Annotated in this window: 12 protein-coding genes and 1 tRNA gene; 9 read left to right on the top strand and 4 right to left on the bottom strand. The window is 51.8% G+C overall.

What is annotated here, in order from left to right; translation table 11 throughout:
• Window positions 1–447, bottom strand: a 447-nt coding sequence (locus tag A918_RS21790; protein WP_022710732.1) for a hypothetical protein, incomplete at its 3' end; no start/stop codon positions are given.
• Between the two features lie 334 nt (window positions 448–781).
• On the opposite strand from A918_RS21790, the gene metH reads away from it, so the two are divergent.
• A complete protein-coding gene (gene metH / locus A918_RS0108915; RefSeq protein WP_028233585.1) occupies window positions 782–4,534 on the top strand; it encodes a methionine synthase in 3,753 nt (1,250 codons plus the stop codon).
• Window positions 4,535–4,591: 57 nt separating this feature from the next.
• Here metH and A918_RS0108920 read toward each other — a convergent pair whose 3' ends face one another.
• Window positions 4,592–5,719 (bottom strand): NAD(P)/FAD-dependent oxidoreductase, encoded by a 1,128-nt coding sequence (locus A918_RS0108920; protein WP_022710734.1) that lies wholly within the window; start codon window positions 5,717–5,719, stop codon window positions 4,592–4,594.
• 284 nt (window positions 5,720–6,003) lie between these two features.
• On the opposite strand from A918_RS0108920, the gene cysD reads away from it, so the two are divergent.
• The 3 genes from cysD (at window position 6,004) to cysQ (ending at window position 9,827) form a co-directional block, all read left to right on the top strand.
• Complete coding sequence (gene cysD, locus A918_RS0108930; RefSeq protein ID WP_084664729.1) at window positions 6,004–6,984, top strand: sulfate adenylyltransferase subunit CysD; 981 nt, start codon at window positions 6,004–6,006, stop codon at window positions 6,982–6,984.
• Window positions 6,984–8,936 (top strand): sulfate adenylyltransferase subunit CysN, encoded by a 1,953-nt coding sequence (cysN, locus tag A918_RS0108935; protein ID WP_022710737.1) that lies wholly within the window; start codon window positions 6,984–6,986, stop codon window positions 8,934–8,936. Before cysD ends, cysN begins: the two co-directional genes overlap by 1 nt.
• A gap of 72 nt (window positions 8,937–9,008) precedes the next feature.
• Window positions 9,009–9,827, top strand: a complete 819-nt coding sequence (gene cysQ / locus A918_RS0108940) for a 3'(2'),5'-bisphosphate nucleotidase CysQ (protein WP_022710738.1) — start codon at window positions 9,009–9,011, stop codon at window positions 9,825–9,827.
• Window positions 9,828–9,877: 50 nt separating this feature from the next.
• Here cysQ and A918_RS0108945 read toward each other — a convergent pair whose 3' ends face one another.
• Together A918_RS0108945 and A918_RS0108950 are read right to left on the bottom strand one after the other, a co-directional pair.
• Window positions 9,878–10,456 carry a membrane protein gene (locus tag A918_RS0108945; protein ID WP_022710739.1) on the bottom strand — a complete coding sequence of 193 codons (579 nt, stop codon included), beginning with the start codon at window positions 10,454–10,456 and terminating at the stop codon, window positions 9,878–9,880.
• Between the two features lie 299 nt (window positions 10,457–10,755).
• A tRNA-Pro gene (locus A918_RS0108950) sits at window positions 10,756–10,832 on the bottom strand.
• A 409-nt stretch (window positions 10,833–11,241) separates the two neighbouring features.
• Here A918_RS0108950 and A918_RS19975 point away from each other — a divergent pair.
• From A918_RS19975 to A918_RS19985, 5 genes are all read left to right on the top strand, one after another.
• Window positions 11,242–12,783: a phosphomannomutase/phosphoglucomutase gene (locus A918_RS19975; RefSeq protein ID WP_022710740.1), complete on the top strand. Its 1,542-nt coding sequence runs from the start codon at window positions 11,242–11,244 to the stop codon at window positions 12,781–12,783.
• Window positions 12,784–12,816: 33 nt separating this feature from the next.
• Window positions 12,817–15,150 carry an AGE family epimerase/isomerase gene (locus tag A918_RS19980; protein WP_022710741.1) on the top strand — a complete coding sequence of 778 codons (2,334 nt, stop codon included), beginning with the start codon at window positions 12,817–12,819 and terminating at the stop codon, window positions 15,148–15,150.
• Window positions 15,151–15,380: 230 nt separating this feature from the next.
• On the top strand, window positions 15,381–16,148 hold the full coding sequence (locus tag A918_RS0108970) for a DeoR/GlpR family DNA-binding transcription regulator (protein WP_028233589.1): 768 nt from the start codon (window positions 15,381–15,383) through the stop codon (window positions 16,146–16,148).
• Between the two features lie 238 nt (window positions 16,149–16,386).
• A complete protein-coding gene (glpD, locus tag A918_RS0108975; RefSeq protein ID WP_022710743.1) occupies window positions 16,387–17,913 on the top strand; it encodes a glycerol-3-phosphate dehydrogenase in 1,527 nt (508 codons plus the stop codon).
• A gap of 183 nt (window positions 17,914–18,096) precedes the next feature.
• The coding region (locus A918_RS19985; RefSeq protein ID WP_022710744.1) for a GAF domain-containing protein at window positions 18,097–18,803 on the top strand (707 nt) is incomplete at its 3' end.

Consider the following 18,803-nt stretch of genomic DNA (forward strand, 5'->3'; position numbering starts at 1 on the left):
AAATGTATTGTCGGACGCACGGTAAGACCGGTAGCGGTTATAGCACCAGTTGATATGGGCATTACGCCCGGAGCGGTAAACCGGTGCCGGACGGTAATAGCGTGGTGGTGCCGGGCGGTAATAACGGAACTGCGGCTGATAATAAGGTCTGTAATACGGCCGGTAGTGCGGACGGTTCCAGTGGCGCGGCCGGTCATAGCGGCGATCGTAACGACGATCATAGCGACGGTCGTAACGGCGGTCATAATGCCGTCTTTCACGATATTCGCGGCGTTCCGGATAATATTGAACATTCCGGCTCAGGCCTTGTTTTGCTGCGGTCATATCCTGCAGCACAGCACTATGAGCGGCAGCAACCGGCTGCGCTTGCGCTACGGTGCCGAAAGACAAAATACTCATAGTCAGCGCTGTCAGCGCCGCAGTAAAATAAGAAAGCAGTTTTCTCATTTCTGTTTCTCCTCAATGAAGGCGCACTCAATAATCTTCTGTCAGCGTTTCATGACATATGCTTATCCGGCGCATCGGGCATGGTACTCTCTGAGAGATGAACGCTGCATGACTGTAATTATTCCCGCGATACAAACCGGAATTTGCTTTTTCCAATATACGCTGAAGCCACGGAAAAACTGCGGCGAATTTATGCCGGTGATTTCACAAATCATAACGGCAATGGCGCGTTCGGTGAGCGGGAGGAAGCAGGAATGGAAGGATTGCGCATTTGACATAAAGATATGTTTATGTCATCAACTCAAAACTATTTGCGTAACAGGCAGGAAATATAATGAGCACTTCACTGGATGATCTGTTTGGCCCCGTCGCTGCAAAGCCGGATGGTTCGGAAGTGCTTGCCGCTTTGCAGAAAGCTGCCCGTGAACGCATCCTCATTCTTGATGGCGCGATGGGTACACAAATTCAGGGGCTGGGTTTCCATGAAGAGCATTTCCGTGGTGAGCGCTTCGCCGCTTGTGAGTGTCATTTGCAGGGCAATAACGACCTGCTGACACTGACCCAGCCACAGGCAATTGAAGAAATTCATTATGCCTATGCGATGGCCGGTGCGGATATTCTCGAAACCAACACATTCTCTTCCACCTCTATCGCACAGGCCGATTACAGCATGGAAGAGGCGGTTTATGATCTGAACCGCGATGGTGCACGACTAGCCCGCCGTGCCGCTCTGCGTGCGCAAGCCAAGGATGGTCGTCGCCGTTTTGTCGCCGGAGCTTTGGGGCCGACAAACCGTACGGCTTCCCTGTCGCCGGATGTGAATAATCCGGGCTTCCGCGCTGTGACATTTGATGATCTGCGCATTGCCTATGCCGAGCAGATCAATGGTCTGGTCGATGGCGGTTCGGATATTATTCTGATCGAAACCATTTTTGATACGCTTAATGCTAAGGCTGCGGTCTTTGCCTGTGAGCAGGTTTTTGCCGAAAAAGGCATCCGTCTGCCGCTGATGATTTCCGGTACAATTACCGATCTTTCCGGCCGCACATTGTCCGGCCAGACGCCGACAGCTTTCTGGTATTCGCTGCGCCATGCGCGTCCGTTCACCATTGGTCTGAACTGTGCGCTGGGTGCCAATGCGATGCGTGCGCACTTGGCAGAGCTTTCAGGTGTGGCAGATACTTTTGTTTGCGCCTATCCGAATGCCGGTCTGCCGAATGAGTTCGGCCGTTATGATGAGACACCGGAAGTGATGGCCGCGCAGATGGAGAGTTTTGCGCGTGAAGGTCTGGTCAATGTGGTGGGCGGCTGCTGCGGTTCTACGCCGGAGCATATTACCGCGATTGCTGAAGCCACAGGCAAATACGAGCCACGTAAGCCGGTGAAACTGGCACCACTGATGCGTCTGAGCGGTCTTGAACCGTTTACGCTGACCAAGGATATTCCGTTTGTGAATGTTGGTGAGCGTACCAATGTCACCGGTTCCGCCAAGTTCAAAAAACTGATTACTGCCGGTGATTACACCACGGCGCTCGATGTTGCCCGCGATCAGGTAAATAATGGTGCGCAGATCATCGACATCAATATGGATGAAGGCCTGATCGACAGCCAGAAGGTGATGGTTGATTATCTCAATCTGGTCGCTGCCGAGCCGGATATTGCCCGTGTACCGGTGATGATTGACAGTTCCAAATGGGATGTGATCGAGGCCGGTCTGAAATGTGTGCAGGGCAAGCCGCTGGTCAATTCTATCTCCCTGAAAGAAGGTGAAGAAGCCTTTATCCATCACGCTAAACTGGTGCGTGCCTATGGTGCCGCCGTGGTGGTGATGGCTTTTGACGAGACCGGTCAAGCGGATACTAAGCAGCGTAAGGTCGAGATTTGTACCCGCGCCTATAAAATTCTGACCGAGCAGGTCGGTTTTCCGCCGGAAGATATCATCTTTGATCCGAATGTGTTTGCCGTGGCGACAGGGATCGAAGAGCATAATAATTACGGTAATGATTTCATTGATGCGACCAAGGAAATCATTGAAACCCTGCCGCATGTGCATATTTCCGGTGGTGTGTCCAACCTGTCTTTCTCGTTTCGCGGTAATGAGCCGGTGCGCGAGGCGATGCATGCGGTGTTTCTCTATCATGCCATTCAGGTCGGCATGGATATGGGGATCGTCAATGCCGGTCAGCTGGCGGTTTACGAATCCATTGATCCGGAATTGCGTGAAGCCTGCGAAGATGTGGTGCTGAACCGTCGTGAGGATGCGACCGAACGCCTATTGGAAATTGCCGAGCGTTTTCGCGGCACTGCCGGTAAAGAAGCCAAAGAGAAAGACTTAAGTTGGCGCGAATGGAGCGTTGAGAAGCGTATTGAACATGCGCTGGTCAACGGTATTACCGAATATATTGAGGCTGATACGGAAGAAGCCCGCCAGAGCGCCGAGCGTCCGCTGCATGTGATTGAAGGCCCGTTGATGGCCGGTATGAATGTGGTGGGGGACCTGTTCGGCTCGGGTAAAATGTTCCTGCCGCAGGTGGTGAAATCCGCTCGTGTGATGAAACAGGCCGTGGCAGTCCTGCTGCCTTATATGGAAGAAGAAAAGGCACAGAATGGTGGTGAAACCCGCCAGAGTGCCGGTAAAATCCTGATGGCCACTGTGAAGGGCGACGTGCATGATATCGGCAAGAACATTGTCGGTGTTGTGCTGGCCTGTAACAATTATGAAATCATCGATCTCGGTGTGATGGTGCCAGCCGCGAAAATCCTGCAGGTGGCAAAAGACGAGAAGGTGGACATTATCGGTCTGTCCGGTCTTATCACACCGTCGCTGGATGAAATGGTGCATGTGGCCGCAGAGATGGAGCGCGAGGGCTTTGACCTGCCATTGCTGATTGGCGGCGCTACGACCAGCCGTGTGCATACGGCGGTGAAAATTCATCCAAAATATCAGCGTGGCCAGACGGTCTATGTGCTGGATGCCAGCCGTGCCGTTGGTGTTGTATCGCAGCTTTTGTCGCCGGAGCAGAAAGACGGCTATGTTGCCGATATCCGCGCGGAATACGCCAAGGTGACAGCCGCTCATGAGCGTAGTGAAGCGGAGAAGAAGCGTCTGCCGCTGGCGCGCGCCCGCGAAAATAGCGAAAAGCTGGACTGGGAAAATTATACCCCGCCGAAGCCGTCTTTCCTCGGTACCAAAGTCTTTGAAACCTATGATCTGGCAGAACTGGCACGCTATATTGACTGGACGCCGTTTTTCCAGACATGGGAGCTGAAAGGCCGCTTCCCCGCAATTCTTGATGATGAAAAACAAGGCCCTGCCGCGCGTCAGCTATATGAAGATGCGCAGGCTATGCTGAAAAAGGTCATCGACGAGAAATGGTTTGCACCGCGAGCCGTGATCGGCTTCTGGCCTGCCAATGTGGTGGGTGATGATATTCATCTTTATAAGGATGACAGTCGTCACGAGCATACGGATACATTCTACACGCTGCGTCAGCAGCTATCGAAGCGCGATGGTCGTCCGAATGTGGCACTGTCGGATTTCATGGCGCCAAAGGATAGCGGCAAGGCGGATTATATCGGCGGTTTTGTTGTCACTGCCGGTATTGAGGAAGTGGCGATTGCAGAGCGTTTTGAACGCGCCAATGATGATTATTCCTCCATTCTCGTTAAAGCACTGGCAGATCGTTTTGCGGAAGCTTTTGCGGAAGCCATGCATGAACGGGTGCGTAAAGAATTCTGGGGCTATGCGAAGGATGAGACTTTCACGCCGGATCAGCTGGTGGGTGAGCCTTATGCGGGTATCCGTCCGGCACCGGGCTATCCGGCGCAGCCTGATCATACGGAAAAGACGACTTTGTTCCGTCTGCTCGATGCCACGGCAACCACAGGTGTGGAACTGACGGAAAGCTATGCGATGTGGCCGGGTTCTTCAGTTTCCGGTCTCTATCTCTCGCATCCGGACAGCTATTATTTCGGTGTAGCCAAGGTCGAGCGCGATCAGGTGGAGGATTATGCAAATCGTAAGAATATGCCGGTTGCGGATGTAGAACGCTGGCTTGGCCCGATATTGAATTATATCCCTGAGTAATATTCACGCTGAAAATTGCGACTTCAGGCACAAATATCGTTCCGGTATTTGTGCCTTTTATTTTACCAATGTGCTGATATGAGCGGCAATGGCAAGGCTGGAGGTCAGCCCCGGACTTTCAATGCCGAACAGGTTGATAAGCCCTGTTATACCGTGGTCGTCACTGCCGGAAATGCGGAAATCCGCTGCCGTTTCGCCGCTGCCGCTCAGTTTCGGGCGGATGCCGCTATAGGTCGCCTGTAAAACACCGTCCGGCAGTTCCGGCCAATATTGGCGGATCGCAGCATAGAAACTGTCACCACGTTGCGGATCAACCGAATAATCAAGACCTGTCTGCGGGGCGACCTGCTCCAGCCATTCCACATCAGGGCCGAAGCGCATTTGCCCATTGAGATCTAGTGTCAGATGTACACCTAAGCCCCCGTCTACCGGCACCGGATAAATCAAATGCGAGAAGGGGTTTTTGCCGGATGCTGAGAAATAATTGCCTTTGGCAAGATGCAATGCCGGAATATGTTCCGGTGCCAGCCCGTCTATGGTTGCGGCTATCGCCTGTGCACCAAGACCGGCAGCATTGATGAAGCGCTCGGCTTCCAGCGTGAATTCTTCACTGCTTTCACGGTCGCGGGTGGTAATAGAGAAGCCGCCGTCAATCTGCTCAACACGCAGGATTTCGGTGTTGAAGGCAATAGCTGCTCCATGATTTTCCGCATCGCCCTGCAGGCTCAGCATCAGAGCATGACTGTCGATAATGCCGGTGGAGGGGGAGAATAAAGCGGCAGTACAGCGGATGGAGGATTCCAGCGCCTGTGCTTCTGCCGCACTCAGCCGTTGCAGATCATGCACGCCGCAGGCTTCGGCACGTGCCACGATTTTGTCCAGCGCACTATGCTGAGCTTCAGACGTGGCGACAATCAGCTTGCCGCAGCGTTTATGCGGAATGCCCTGTGCTTGCACATAGGCATAGAGCCTTTCTTTACCTTCAACGCAAAAGCGGGCTTTCAGACTATCCGGCTCGTAATAAATGCCTGCATGGATGACTTCGGAATTACGCGACGAGGTTTGCGTGCCGATCATATGTTCGGCTTCAAGCACCAGAGTTTCAAAACCGCGCATTGCCATTTCGCGGGCAATGGCCAGACCAACCACACCGGCTCCGGCAATCACACAAGCTGTCTTTTCCATAAATCATCCCCGTCTGCTCTCCGGTCGGCAGGTTATGCTGAGCGGCAGATGGTGCGCAAGACAAAAGCTCGGCGAAAGCTGCGGAAAATCACGTTTGCGGTTATCGGAGAAAGGCATTCCATGTCTGGCTTCTCCCGCGCAATGAAAATGACATTCGCCGGCAAACTTAAAGATATCATCCTTTCTCACTTGTGCGGTCTTTCGGCATGATGATGCGCATGTTTCATCGCCGGAACAGCGTTTCTCTGAGTGAAATGAAGGCCGGACAAAATACGGAATTGAGTATGAGCCTTGCACTGCATGTAGCGGATCTTGTGCCGCTTACCCCGGATAGTCAGGTTGGTCGACAGTCCGGCCGGTCTGTCGCGCCGCTGACCCATCTGCTAAGACTGGAGGCCGAGGCTATCCATATTTTCCGCGAAGTCGCGGCAAGTTTTACAAAGCCGGTGATGCTTTATTCTGTCGGCAAAGATTCATCCGTAATGTTGCATCTGGCACGCAAGGCTTTTTATCCGGCACCGCCGCCATTTCCGTTTCTCCATGTTGATACGACATGGAAATTCAAAGAAATGATTGCCTTTCGTGATGCTCAGGCCAAGGCGCACAGGCTTGATCTTCGGGTGCATATTAATGCGCAGGGCGTGGAAGCCGGTATCAATCCGTTTATTCACGGATCAAGCGTGCATACGGATGTGATGAAGACACAAGCCCTGCGTCAGGCACTGGATAAATATGGATTTGATGCTGCCTTTGGCGGTGCGCGGCGCGATGAGGAAAAGTCCCGCGCCAAGGAACGGGTATTTTCCTTCCGCAATGCGACCCATAGCTGGGATCCGAAAAATCAGCGTCCTGAAATGTGGAATATTTACAATACACGCATCCAGACAGGCGAGTCGATCCGCGTGTTTCCGCTGTCCAATTGGACGGAAGCCGATATCTGGCATTACATTCATCAGGAAAATATCCCGATCGTGCCGCTGTATTTTGCGGCACCCCGTCCGGTTGTCGAGCGTGATAATATGCTCATTCTGGCCGATGATGAGCGGCTGCAATTGCGCGCGGGTGAGAAGATTGAAACCCGTATGGTGCGGTTCCGCACATTGGGCTGCTATCCGCTGACTGCCGCGATTGAATCGCAGGCGCAAACACTGCCGCAAATTCTCGAAGAAATGCTGCTGACGCGCACATCGGAGCGGCAGGGGCGGCTGATCGACCGCGATGAGGCCGGTTCTATGGAAAAGAAAAAGCGGGAAGGATATTTCTGATGACGGATAGTATCACCCGTGCAGATCATTCAGATGCCGTGATTACGGACTATCTGGAGGCGCAGGAGCACAAATCGCATTTGCGGTTTCTGACCTGCGGCTCTGTTGATGACGGTAAATCCACCCTGATCGGGCGGCTGCTCTATGATGCCAAAACCCTGTTTGAAGATCAGATATCGCAACTGCATCAGGACAGCCGCAATCATGGCACGGCAGGCGATGATATTGATTTTGCATTGCTGGTGGACGGGCTTGAGGCGGAGCGTGAGCAGGGCATCACCATTGATGTGGCTTACCGGTTTTTTGCTACGCCGAAGCGGCGTTTTATCGTGGCCGATACGCCGGGGCATCTGCAATATACGCGTAATATGGTGACGGGGGCTTCCACTGCCGACCTCGCTATCGTGCTGGTTGATGCCCGCAAAGGACTGCTGGAGCAGACGCGCCGTCACAGTTTTATCGCTTCGCTGTTAGGCATTCGCCATATTGTGCTGGCGGTGAACAAGATTGACCTGATTGGTTATGATGAGGTGATTTTTAATCAGATTGTGCAGGATTATGAGGCCTTTGCGCAAGGGTTGGGCTTCAGCACTGTTCAGGCCATTCCGGTATCGGCACGCTTTGGCGATAATATTCGCACATTTTCAGAGAATATGCCTTGGTATCAGGGGCCTTCACTGCTGGAATGGCTGGAGACTGTGGCAACGGACAGTAAAGCGGATACCGAACAGGATTTTCGTTTTCCGGTGCAATATGTCAGCCGTCCCCATGCGGATTTTCGTGGCTTTGCAGGCACCATTGCCTCTGGGCAGGTCAGTGTCGGCGATGAAATTACGGTTGCCCGTTCCGGTGTGAGTTCTGCAATCCGTTATATTGTGACGGCAGATGGCGAGCTTGAAACTGCTCATGCCGGACAGGCAGTGACATTGGTGCTGGAAGATGAGCGCGATATTTCCCGCGGCGATATGCTGACGCATCCGCAATCGCGACCGCAGGTGAGTGATCGCTTAGCGGCGAAGCTGGTCTGGTTTGCACCGGAACCATTGCGGGCAGGGCGGCAATATTGGCTGCGTAGTCAGACCGATCAGGTCAGTGTGACCGTCAATACACTCAATTACCGGATTGATATTGAAAACACGGAAAAACAATTCGCACAGGAACCGGCTGACCAGTTGCAGATGAATGAAATCGGGCAGGTTGCGTTGCAGCTTTCCGCGCCGCTGGCCTTTGATCCTTACGGGCAAAACCGCGCGACCGGTTCTTTCATTCTGATCGACAGGCTGACCAATGCTACCGTTGCCGCTGGTTTGATCGATCATTCGCTGCGCAAGGCTTCGCATATTCACGTACAGGCGGCAAAAGTTACACCGGCGGAGCGGGCGGAACAGAAATATCAAAAACCGGCGCTGTTGTGGTTTACCGGTCTGTCCGGCTCCGGCAAGTCGGCGCTGGCAACAGTGTTGGAACAACGTCTGCATCTGGCGGGCAAACATACATTCATTCTCGACGGCGATAATCTGCGTCATGGCCTCAACAGCGATCTCGGCTTTTCAGCGGAGGAGCGCAGTGAGAATATCCGCCGTATTGCTGAAACATCGCGACTGATGCTGGATGCAGGGCTGATTGTGCTGGTGTCGGTGATTGCACCGCTGGCGCAGGATCGTGCTTTGGGGCGTCATCTTGCCGGTGAGCATGATTTTGTCGAAATCTTTGTCGATACGCCGCTCGAACTCTGTGAGGCCAGAGATGTGAAAGGGCTTTATGCCAAAGCCCGCGCCGGTGAAATTCGTGACTTTACCGGCATTGATGCCCCTTATGAACGACCGGAAGCGCCGGAACTGCACCTGCGCGGGCAGACAGGCAGTGTGGATGATCTGGCTGATGAGATCGAGAAATATCTCAATCAGCGTGGTCTCATGCATAGTCTGGTCGATGAGGGCTGGTCGATTTAACGCTCAGAGATCCATGTTTCTTCGATGGGGAAAATGTTATATATCGCCCTGAACGGGCGTGAGGAATTTAGCATGAGCATTGAAAAGACGTCACTGGCCAATGATGATCTCATGGCGGTGATGCAGCAGGCAGCGCTTGAGGCCGGTCACGAGATTATGCGGTTTTATGAGACTGGTTGTGAGATCAGTCTGAAACCGGATGCATCTCCTGTGAGCGAAGCCGATCACGTTGCCGAAGAGGTTATTCTCAAAGCCTTGCGCGCTTATCTGCCCGATGTACCTGTGGTTGCTGAAGAAGAAATGGCTGCCGGTGACGGGCCTCTCGAGATTCGTAATTGTTTTTTCCTTGTTGATCCGCTGGATGGCACAAAAGAATTTGTGCTGCGCAATGGTGATTTTACAGTCAATATTGCGCTGATTGAAAACGGGGTTCCTGTGAGTGGTGTGGTCTATGCACCGGTCAGCCGCAAGCTCTATTGCGGGTCGCCGTCCGGTGCATGGCAATATGATGTGCAGCCACATGCTCTGACTGGTGCAATACGTCTGCAGGTGCGTGAATGCGGCGAGCAGAAAACCGCTGTCGCAAGTCGCTCCCATAATACACCGGAAACAGATGCTTATTTGCAGAAACAGGCAATCGCATCCTGTGTGAGCGTCGGTTCATCTTTGAAATTCTGTCTGCTGGCCGCCGGTCAGGCTGATGTCTATCCGCGTTTCAGCCGGACAATGGAATGGGATACAGCAGCAGGTGATGCGGTATTGCGTGCGGCAGGCGGTAAGACCCTGACATTGGATGATCAGCCGCTGACCTATGGCAAGCGCAACCAACCGTCAGACAGCGACTATGCCAATCCGTTCTTTATTGCTTATGGCGGTGCCGGGCCGGTCTGAACCGGCTCAGCTATCAGAAGCATTTCCAGTTTATCTTGGATGCACTCTAGTTACATACGTCCGCAATTGCGAAGCTGTGCTGCATAACGCTGCGAAATATTGGTGGCTTTTTTGGCGGCGCGTTGCACCATGGCATTGCCGCGCCAGCTGCCTTTTGCATAGCCGCCATGGCCGGAATAATAAGCCAGATACAGATTATACGGATCGCTCAGAGAGATGCCGTTACTGATATTGCTCTGTTTGTGATACCAGCCGACAAAATGGATCGCATCGCCAAAATTGGTGCGGCTCGCACCATAACGGCCGGTTTCACGCGTATAACGTGCCCATGTGCCGTCCAGCGCCTGTGAATAGCCATAGGCGGAAGACTGTCGCTTCCACGGAATGAAACCGAGCAGCTTGGTACGTGGCGGACGCGCATAGGGCTGGAAGCTTGATTCTGTGTAGATCGTCGCCATCATGATCGGGATCGGCACGCCAAAATCGCGCTCGGCTTTTTTGGCATCTTTATGCCAGTTATTCACCCAGCCGTCGCGCTGATCGAAAATCGCGCAGGCATTATTGACTGATTTGGGTGCAGAGGCGCAACCAGCCAGAAAAACAGCAAAAATAAGAAGGAATTTTTTCATTTAGGCGATCTTTCAGGCAGGCAATCTCTGGGGCGAAATGAAACATTCCGTCTTGCGAAAAAGATGATCCGCAAAACAGCAAAGTGATAATGCTGAAAATCATAACGTGAAAAACTTCGGCAAAATGTGGTGCAAACAGGTTTTGAATGACTATGTTTGCTGGCGTAGTTAACCTTTGGTTAAAAACGTGGTCGCCGGTACCGGTGCTAAAATATAAAAATAACGTGCGATGATTAAATCATCCACGTTCAAAATACTGAATTCTATAGGGAAATTTATAAACACCGCTTAAGGTGTGATGGTCGGAGCGAGAGGATTCGAACCTCCGACCCCCTGATCCCAAATCAGGTGCGCTACCAGGCTGCGCTACGCTCCGTTGACCGTGAGGCGGCTTATAGCGCCGCATTTTGCTCCCTGCAAGCGAATTATGCAAAAAAATCAAAACAACTGTTTATTATTGAAATTTATAAGCTTTTTGCGTCTGATTTTCACTGTTGTCAGAATTGATTTTTGTACGGAAACGGCCGGTTTTCCAACGCAATATGTGCATTGATCTTGATTATGAGTTTATAAATAAATCAATATAATCAATTATTTAATGGCTAAATTTTCAGATTAAGATTTATTGGATTTGTCCGGTTTTTGCAAAATATCGCTTGGCAAAAATGATTTTCCGATCCTATGGTCAAAGAAGGAATACAAAACAGTTTTGAGTGAGTTTTAGCCGTCCGGAATGACATCCGTTCAGGTCATGCATGTTCTTTGATTCTTTTCAGGAGCAAATAATGCAATCCACCGCGATCAATACAGAGCAGTCCATTCAGTATTTTACAAGTGAGTCTCCGGCGGATGAGGTAATTTTGATCCGTCCGGAAGGTTTTCGCGAATATGACGCGCGTTGGTGGTATGGCTTTGCGGGTGCTGAACAACCCGCTGAGATTAATCTGGCAGGCATAGTGGCTGTTGGAGCAGGGTTGGCGCAGATGATACGGCAGCGCGGTATTGAACCGGCAATTGTGGTCGGCCATGATCTGCGTAGCTATTCGTTCGAGATTAAGACAGCGCTTATCAAAGGCCTGATATCCGGCGGGATGCAGGTCTTTGATATCGGGCTTGCACTGTCACCTATGGCTTATTACGCGCAATTTGCACTGAATGTGCCGTCTGTTGCGATGGTGACCGCCTCACACAATGAAAATGGCTGGACAGGGGTGAAAATGGGCTGTGAACGCCCTTACACATTCGGACCGGCAGATATGGCTGAGCTTAAATCAATTATTCTGGAGCATCAGGCTGAGCCGGCTAAAGGCGGAAGCTATAATTCCGTCAATAATATCGAAAAGCTTTATTCCGCAGCTTTAACAAAAGGCCGCTTTTTAAAACGCCATCTGAAAGTTGTTGTTGCTTGCGGAAATGGCACTGCGGGACTGTTCGCTCCGCAAATTCTGCGCCGGATTGGTTGTGATGTTGTGGAAGTTGACTGCGCGCCGGACTGGAATTTTCCGCATTATAATCCTGATCCGGAAGCCGCTCCCATGCAAAAAGCAATGGCGGAGGCGGTCAGGACCTATGGAGCTGATCTGGCTTTCGGCTTTGATGGTGATGGCGACCGCTGCGGTGTGGCGGATCATGAGGGCAATATTATTTATGCTGACCGTATTGGCTTGCTATTGGCGCGGCAATTCTCAGAAAAGCACAAAGCCGCGCATTTTATTGTCGATGTGAAATCGAGCGGATTGTTTCGCAGTGATCCGGTATTGCAGGCTTATCAGGCAACGGTCGAATATTGGATAACCGGACACTCCTATATTAAGCGCCACATGGGGGAGTGCCGCGCATTGGCGGCGTTTGAAAAATCCGGCCATGTGTTTTTGAACCAGCCTTTGGGACTGGGTTATGATGATGGTCTGGCAACCGCCATCGCGGTTTGCGAAATGCTGGCTGCCAATCCGGATCAGAGCTTGGCCGCGCTCCACCGGCAATTGCCGGTCAGCTATGCAACGTCGACGCTCAATATTCCTTGCTGTGATACTGAAAAATACGGGCTGGTTAGCCGGATACAGGACTATTTTGCCAATTTGTTTGAGGCGGGTGGTTTATTCGCAGGGCAGAAGATTATGGAGCTTCTGACGATCAATGGCGCGCGTGTCACAGTGGCTGACGGCACATGGGGATTGATCCGTGCATCGTCAAACAAGCCGGATTTGGTGGTGGTTGCCGAGAGTCCGGTCTCGCTTGAGAGGCGCAATGACATGCTGCGTGCAATCAATGATGTTTTGAGACAATTCGGGGCAGGGGAATTACCCGATTTTGAGGGCGGTTTTTAAGTTTTTTGAATAGCTTGGGCGGGGGCGTTGGCTATGGCATTTGATCGGGAAATCGGAAAGTTCAACGGAATTAATCATACGAATTTGCCGTTGTTGAGTTTTGTGATGTGCGGCGGCAGTGGCTCACGTTTATGGCCGCTCTCCAGAATTGACAAGCCGAAACAATTTCATCACCTGTCCGGCGATGAGAGTCTGTTGCTCGCGACTTTAAAGCGCCTGCAATTTGCTCCCGAGAACAGAATTTCTGTGATCGGTGCACAGGCTCATTCCGAGCAAATTGCACAAATAATTTCTGCTATGTCTGATGTGGGGGAAATCGGGACAATTTTAGAGCCAGTGGCGCGTAATACCGCTGCTGTTGCAGCACTGGCCTCGCTGTCTGCATTATCGGGCAGTGATGATGCTTTGATCCTGCTTTGTCCGGCAGATCATGAAATATCGACTACAGAGCAATTTTGGCAGAGCGTAGCGCAGGGAGTTCCTGCTGCTGCGCAAGGAGCGATTGTTACATTCGGGCTTTTGCCGGAACGGCCGGAAACCGGCTATGGTTATATTCAGGCCTGTGAACCGCATGGCGCAGGCTATGTTATCAGCCGATTTACTGAGAAACCGGATTATGACAGTGCCTTGTCTTTTATCCGGCAGGGAAATTACTTCTGGAACTCCGGCATATTCCTGTTTCGGGCAAGCATTATGCGGGACGCCTTTCTGCAATATGCACCGGATATCTGGCTGGCTGTGCAGGCTGCACTCGATAAGGCAGAGCGCGACGATAATGCGATAAGATTACCGGAATATCTGTATCAGTCTGTGCCTGCGATTTCCTTCGATCTTGCGATTATGGAAAAAGCAGGCAGACGTGTGCTGATACCGGCTTCATTCCGCTGGAGTGATCTCGGCTCATGGCACTCTTTGCTCCAACATCAACCGCAGGATAGTTGCGGCAATGTGCTGTGTGGGGACGTGATCGCCCATGATTGCAACAACAGTTATATCCGCAGTGAACGCGGATTGCTCGCAGTGTTCGGCCTGAATGATATGGCTGTTATTGCCACTAAGGATGCAACCTTTGTGGCTCCGCTGGCACAGAGCCAGCATGTGCAGGCCATTGTCAGGCAGCTGACGCAGCAAAATCGTGCAGAATTATATTATGAAGCACCCATTTCTCTGTCGGGTACGCACCGGCAAAAGGTGCAGGACTGGTTATTTGAACAGGCACTGCCCCTCTGGTCTGTACGTGGTGCCGATCATCACCATGGCGGTTTCTATGAAAGCCTTTCTATGCAGGGGTTGCCGGTTGCAGGCCTTCGCCGTTCACGGACAATGGCACGGCAGATTTATGCTTTTGCGAAAAGTTCTCAGGCGGGATGGAGCGGGGAGGCTGCTGGTCTGATTGCTCATGGTCTGCTCTTCATGCAGGCAAAAGGGCGCAGTCGCAATGGCGGCTGGGTGCAGTCATTTCATGCTGATGGCAGTGTGGCGGAAAGTCAGGAAAATCTCTACGATCAGACCTGTATGCTGCTTGCACTGAGCTATGCTCATCAGACGGGACATAATCAGGCTCTGCAATTAGCGCAGGAGACTTTTGCATTTCTGGATGCCCGACTGGCACACCCTAAAGGCGGGTTTTACGAAACATCTGCTGACCGCTCTAATCCGCAGACTATACTCAGCAGTAATGCGCATATGCATTATCTCGAAGCCTGTCTGGCATGGCATGAGGTGAGCGGAGATATTGTGTTTCTCCATCGTGCAGCCGAGATTGTAGCTCTGTGTGACTATTATTTTTTTGATCGTGATTATTGGTGTCTGGGAGAATATTTCACTACGAACTGGCAGCGGGTGCGAGATGCGCGGGGTGACCACACAGAACCTGGTCATGCTTTTGAATGGGCAGCGTTGCTCAGTGATTATGCCAAGCGCACCGGTTGCCAAAACACACAGCGGATGGCGCACCGTTTGTATAGCAATGCGATTTCCAGCGGGATCAACCGGGCGACAGGTCTGGCCTATAATGTGGTGTCGCGTGAGGGCAGGCCGGTGGATAGCAGTAGCCGCAGCTGGCAGCAATGTGAGGCGATCAAAGCCGCAATCATGCTCGATGGCTATAATGGTCAGAATATGAAGCCGGAAATCGAAACACGCATCGCCACTTTGTTTCGCTGGCATTTGCATCCGGCAAAACGTGGTTTGTGGATTGACCGCGTTGATAAGAGCGGAAGTCATTGCTCCGGTCATGTGCCGGCTTCAATCCTCTACCATCTGGTCAGTGCATTGACCTTATATTTGCAAGTCACAGCAAAAGCAGCTGACACACCTGTGGCGGGTAAGTCAGGCATATCTGAGAGAGCAGCTTTGTCAGTCTGAAAGGAATTGTCTGTGGAATTATGCTGATACAAAACAAACTTATTTGAATATGAGGTTGATCTGCTTGTGTTCAGCCACTGATTAGTTATCCTGACATGCAAAGCTGTTTCAGGAGAAGCGAAAGCCGGATTTCCTGAAACCGCATTCAAAAACAATCAGAGCGGGCGCGGAGGATAAATCCGCATCAGGCACGTTTTGTCCGTTTAATGGGTAAAATCAGGCAGATTTTTATGCAGCACTCTCCGCGTCATCGTGCCATTCTGGAACAGGCTAAGCTGAAAGGTCAGGTGCTGGTTGATGATCTGGCTGAACAATTTCAGGTTAGCCCGCAGACAATCCGTAAAGATCTCAATGATTTGTGCCGTGCGCAATTGCTGACCCGTACCCATGGCGGCGCTTTGTTTCCCTCCGGCGTGGAGAATCTGGAATATGAAGCGCGCAGGCAAATCGCAGCCTCGGAAAAACAGGCAATCGGTCAGGCTGCAGCTGCATTGATACCGGAAGGCGCATCGCTTTTCATCAATATCGGCACCACCACAGAAGCGGTGAGCCAACATTTGCTGTCGCATAGCCAGTTGATGGTGATTACCAATAATATCAATGTCGCCAGTCGCTTACGCGTCTATTCAGGGTTGGAAGTCATTATTGCCGGTGGTGTTGTGCGCGCCAGTGACGGTGGTATTGTCGGTGAGGCGGCAGTTGATTTCATCCGTCAGTTCAAAGTGGATTATGCAATTATCGGCGTTTCAGCGATTGATGCCGATGGTGCATTGCTCGATTTTGACTATCGCGAAGTAAAGGTTGCGCAGGCGATTATCGCCAATGCCCGTCATATTATTCTGGTAGCAGATTCCACCAAGATGGAGCGCAGCGCACCGGTGCGGATGGGGCATTTATCGCAGATTGATACTTTCATCACCGATCAGTGCATTGAACCGTCTTTGCGTCAGATTTGCGCTGATCATGATGTGCAGTTGATTGAAGCTTTGAAACTTTAAGACCTGACAGGTTTTATCTCGCGACTGCATAAGTTTTTTGCGCGTTCTTATTTTTGTGAAGTTTCGTTTTTTAGCTCGATTTAGTTTCGTTTTTTACTATATTGCTTTCATATTGCGGATGATGCCGGATTGAAGACGATTCCGGTGCGCCGTTTTTCATGTGTCACAGCCGTGTCAATTTACCGTGCTTCAAGCAGTTACGTATTGAATTGACATGATTTTCGGCGGAGCTTGCGACGTGGTTGCAAATACGGACTACGATATTTTCATTATTGGCGGCGGTATTAATGGCTGCGGCATTGCCCGCGATGCTGCAGGGCGTGGTTTCCGCACCGGTCTGGCTGAAATGAAAGATCTGGCAAGCGGTACATCCTCCCGTGCAACCAAACTTATTCATGGCGGGTTGCGCTATCTGGAACATTATGAATTCCGGCTGGTGCGTGAAGCCCTGATGGAGCGCGAAGTGATCTGGGCTAATGCCCCGCATGTGGTCAAGCCAATGCGCTTCATTCTGCCTTATCATCGCGGCGGTGTGCGTCCGGCTTGGCTGTTGCGTCTGGGATTGTTCCTGTACGACCATATTGGCGGGCGCAAATTGCTGCCTGCAACCCGCACCCTGAATATGAAAACCGATAAGGCTGCGGCACCGCTGAAAGACCTGTTCACCAAGGCTTTTGAATATTCCGATGCATGGGTTGATGATGCACGTTTTGTGGCACTCAATGCGATGGATGCCAAAGAGCGCGGTGCAACAATCCGCACCCGCACCAAAGTCATTGCCGCACGGCGCACTGCTGATATCTGGCATCTGACATTGCTGGATTTGCGCTCGGGCAAAACCAGTGAGGTGACATCAAAGCTCGTGGTGAATGCTGCAGGCCCGTGGGTTGACCGCGTACTTGCCGGTGTGGAAGGTCTGGCTGAGGTGCATAATGTGCGTCTTGTGCAGGGCAGCCATATTGTGGTGCGTAAGAAATTCGACGGCGATCGTTCTTATTTCTTCCAGAATAATGACGGGCGCATCATTTTTGCTATTCCTTATGAAAATGATTTTACGCTGATCGGCACCACAGATCAGGACTATCACGGTGATCCGGCGAAAGTGGAAATCACTGATGCCGAGAGCGATTATCTGTGCTCTGCCGCCAGTGAATATTTCCGCGAGCCGGTAAAGCGCGAAGATATTGTCTGGGCTTATTCCGGTGTCCGCCCGCTCTATGATGACGGTGCAGATAAGGCGCAGGAAGCCACGCGCGATTATGTGCTGAAGGATGATGCCGGTGAGAATAAAGCACCGCTGATTAATATTTTCGGCGGCAAAATCACGACCTATCGCCGTTTATCCGAGCACATGATGCAGAAGATTGAGCATTTTCTCGGTAAAAAAGGTGCGCCATGGACACATAAGGCGCCGTTGCCGGGCGGTGACTTTCCGGTGCAGGATTTTGGCCGGATGAGCGCGAAATTTGCTGCGCATTATCCTTTTCTGGCGCCGTCTCATGCGGCACGTCTGTTCCGTATGTATGGTACGCGCGCGCAGTGGATTTTGGGCAATGCTGCGGATTATAAAGATCTCGGTCAGCATTTTGGCGCCGATCTTTATGAAGTTGAAGTGCGTTATATGATGGTGCAGGAATGGGCACTGACCGCAGAAGATATTGTCTGGCGACGCAGCAAACGCGGGTTGGTCATGACAGCAAACGAGATCGCGGCGCTGGATCAGTTTATGAAAACCGAAACCGGTTATCATGAGGAAGCGGCGTAAAACTGGTCTTCTTGCTTTGGTTTAAGTTTACACCGCAGCCTGATTTATCAAGCTGCGGTGTTTGTTTTTACAGCCATAGTTTCTCCTCCTTTGGGTCTCATCCTCATGCTCTTCACAGCAGCATAAATCTGGACTACCATTCTCTGTGCAGACACTGAGTGAAGCTCTGGAGGAGAGCCAGCAATGAGCATTCAGTCAGGCGAAATATCCGCCGCGGCAGGTCAGTCAGTCTTCAGCGCTCATGCGGAGCGGGTTCACTCTGCCATTCGTGGCAGCGGTGCAGCACGCTCGGCTCTCGTTGCCTCATGGCAGCGGTCTGCTCGTCTGCACGGGTTGAAACCGCAGGATCCCGGCAAACCCCAAACTATCACCGCTCAAAAATTGCGCGAAGTGCAGGAATATGTCGAGCCGCTGACCCATCTGGCACAACCGGTGCTGGATCGTCTGTTTCTGTCGGTTGGCGGTATCGGTTGTTGTGTATTGCTGGCTGACGGTACTGGTGTGCCGGTGGAGCGGCGCGGGGCTGTTGCGGACGATAAGATATTTCATAAATGGGGACTGTGGACGGGTGCCGTCTGGAGTGAAGCCTGTGAGGGTACCAACGGCATTGGCACCTGTATTGTCGAGCAACGCGCAGTGACAATTCACCGTGACCAGCATTTTCATGCAAGAAATGCTGGGCTTTCCTGCTCTGTTGCCCCGATCCACGATCATACAGGGCAACTTGTTGCTGTGCTTGATGTATCCTCCTGCCGGTCTGACCTGACTGAGGCCTATGCAGGGTTGATTTTTGCTGCGGTGAATGACGCGGCACGCAAGATTGAGACAGATTATTTCCGCTATCATTTCCAGAAAGCCCGCATTGTTCTGGCACCTGTCACTGAGCATAA

The sequence above is a fragment of the Pseudochrobactrum sp. AO18b genome, assembly GCF_000409565.1.
In the GTDB taxonomy this organism is placed as follows: domain Bacteria; phylum Pseudomonadota; class Alphaproteobacteria; order Rhizobiales; family Rhizobiaceae; genus Pseudochrobactrum; species Pseudochrobactrum saccharolyticum.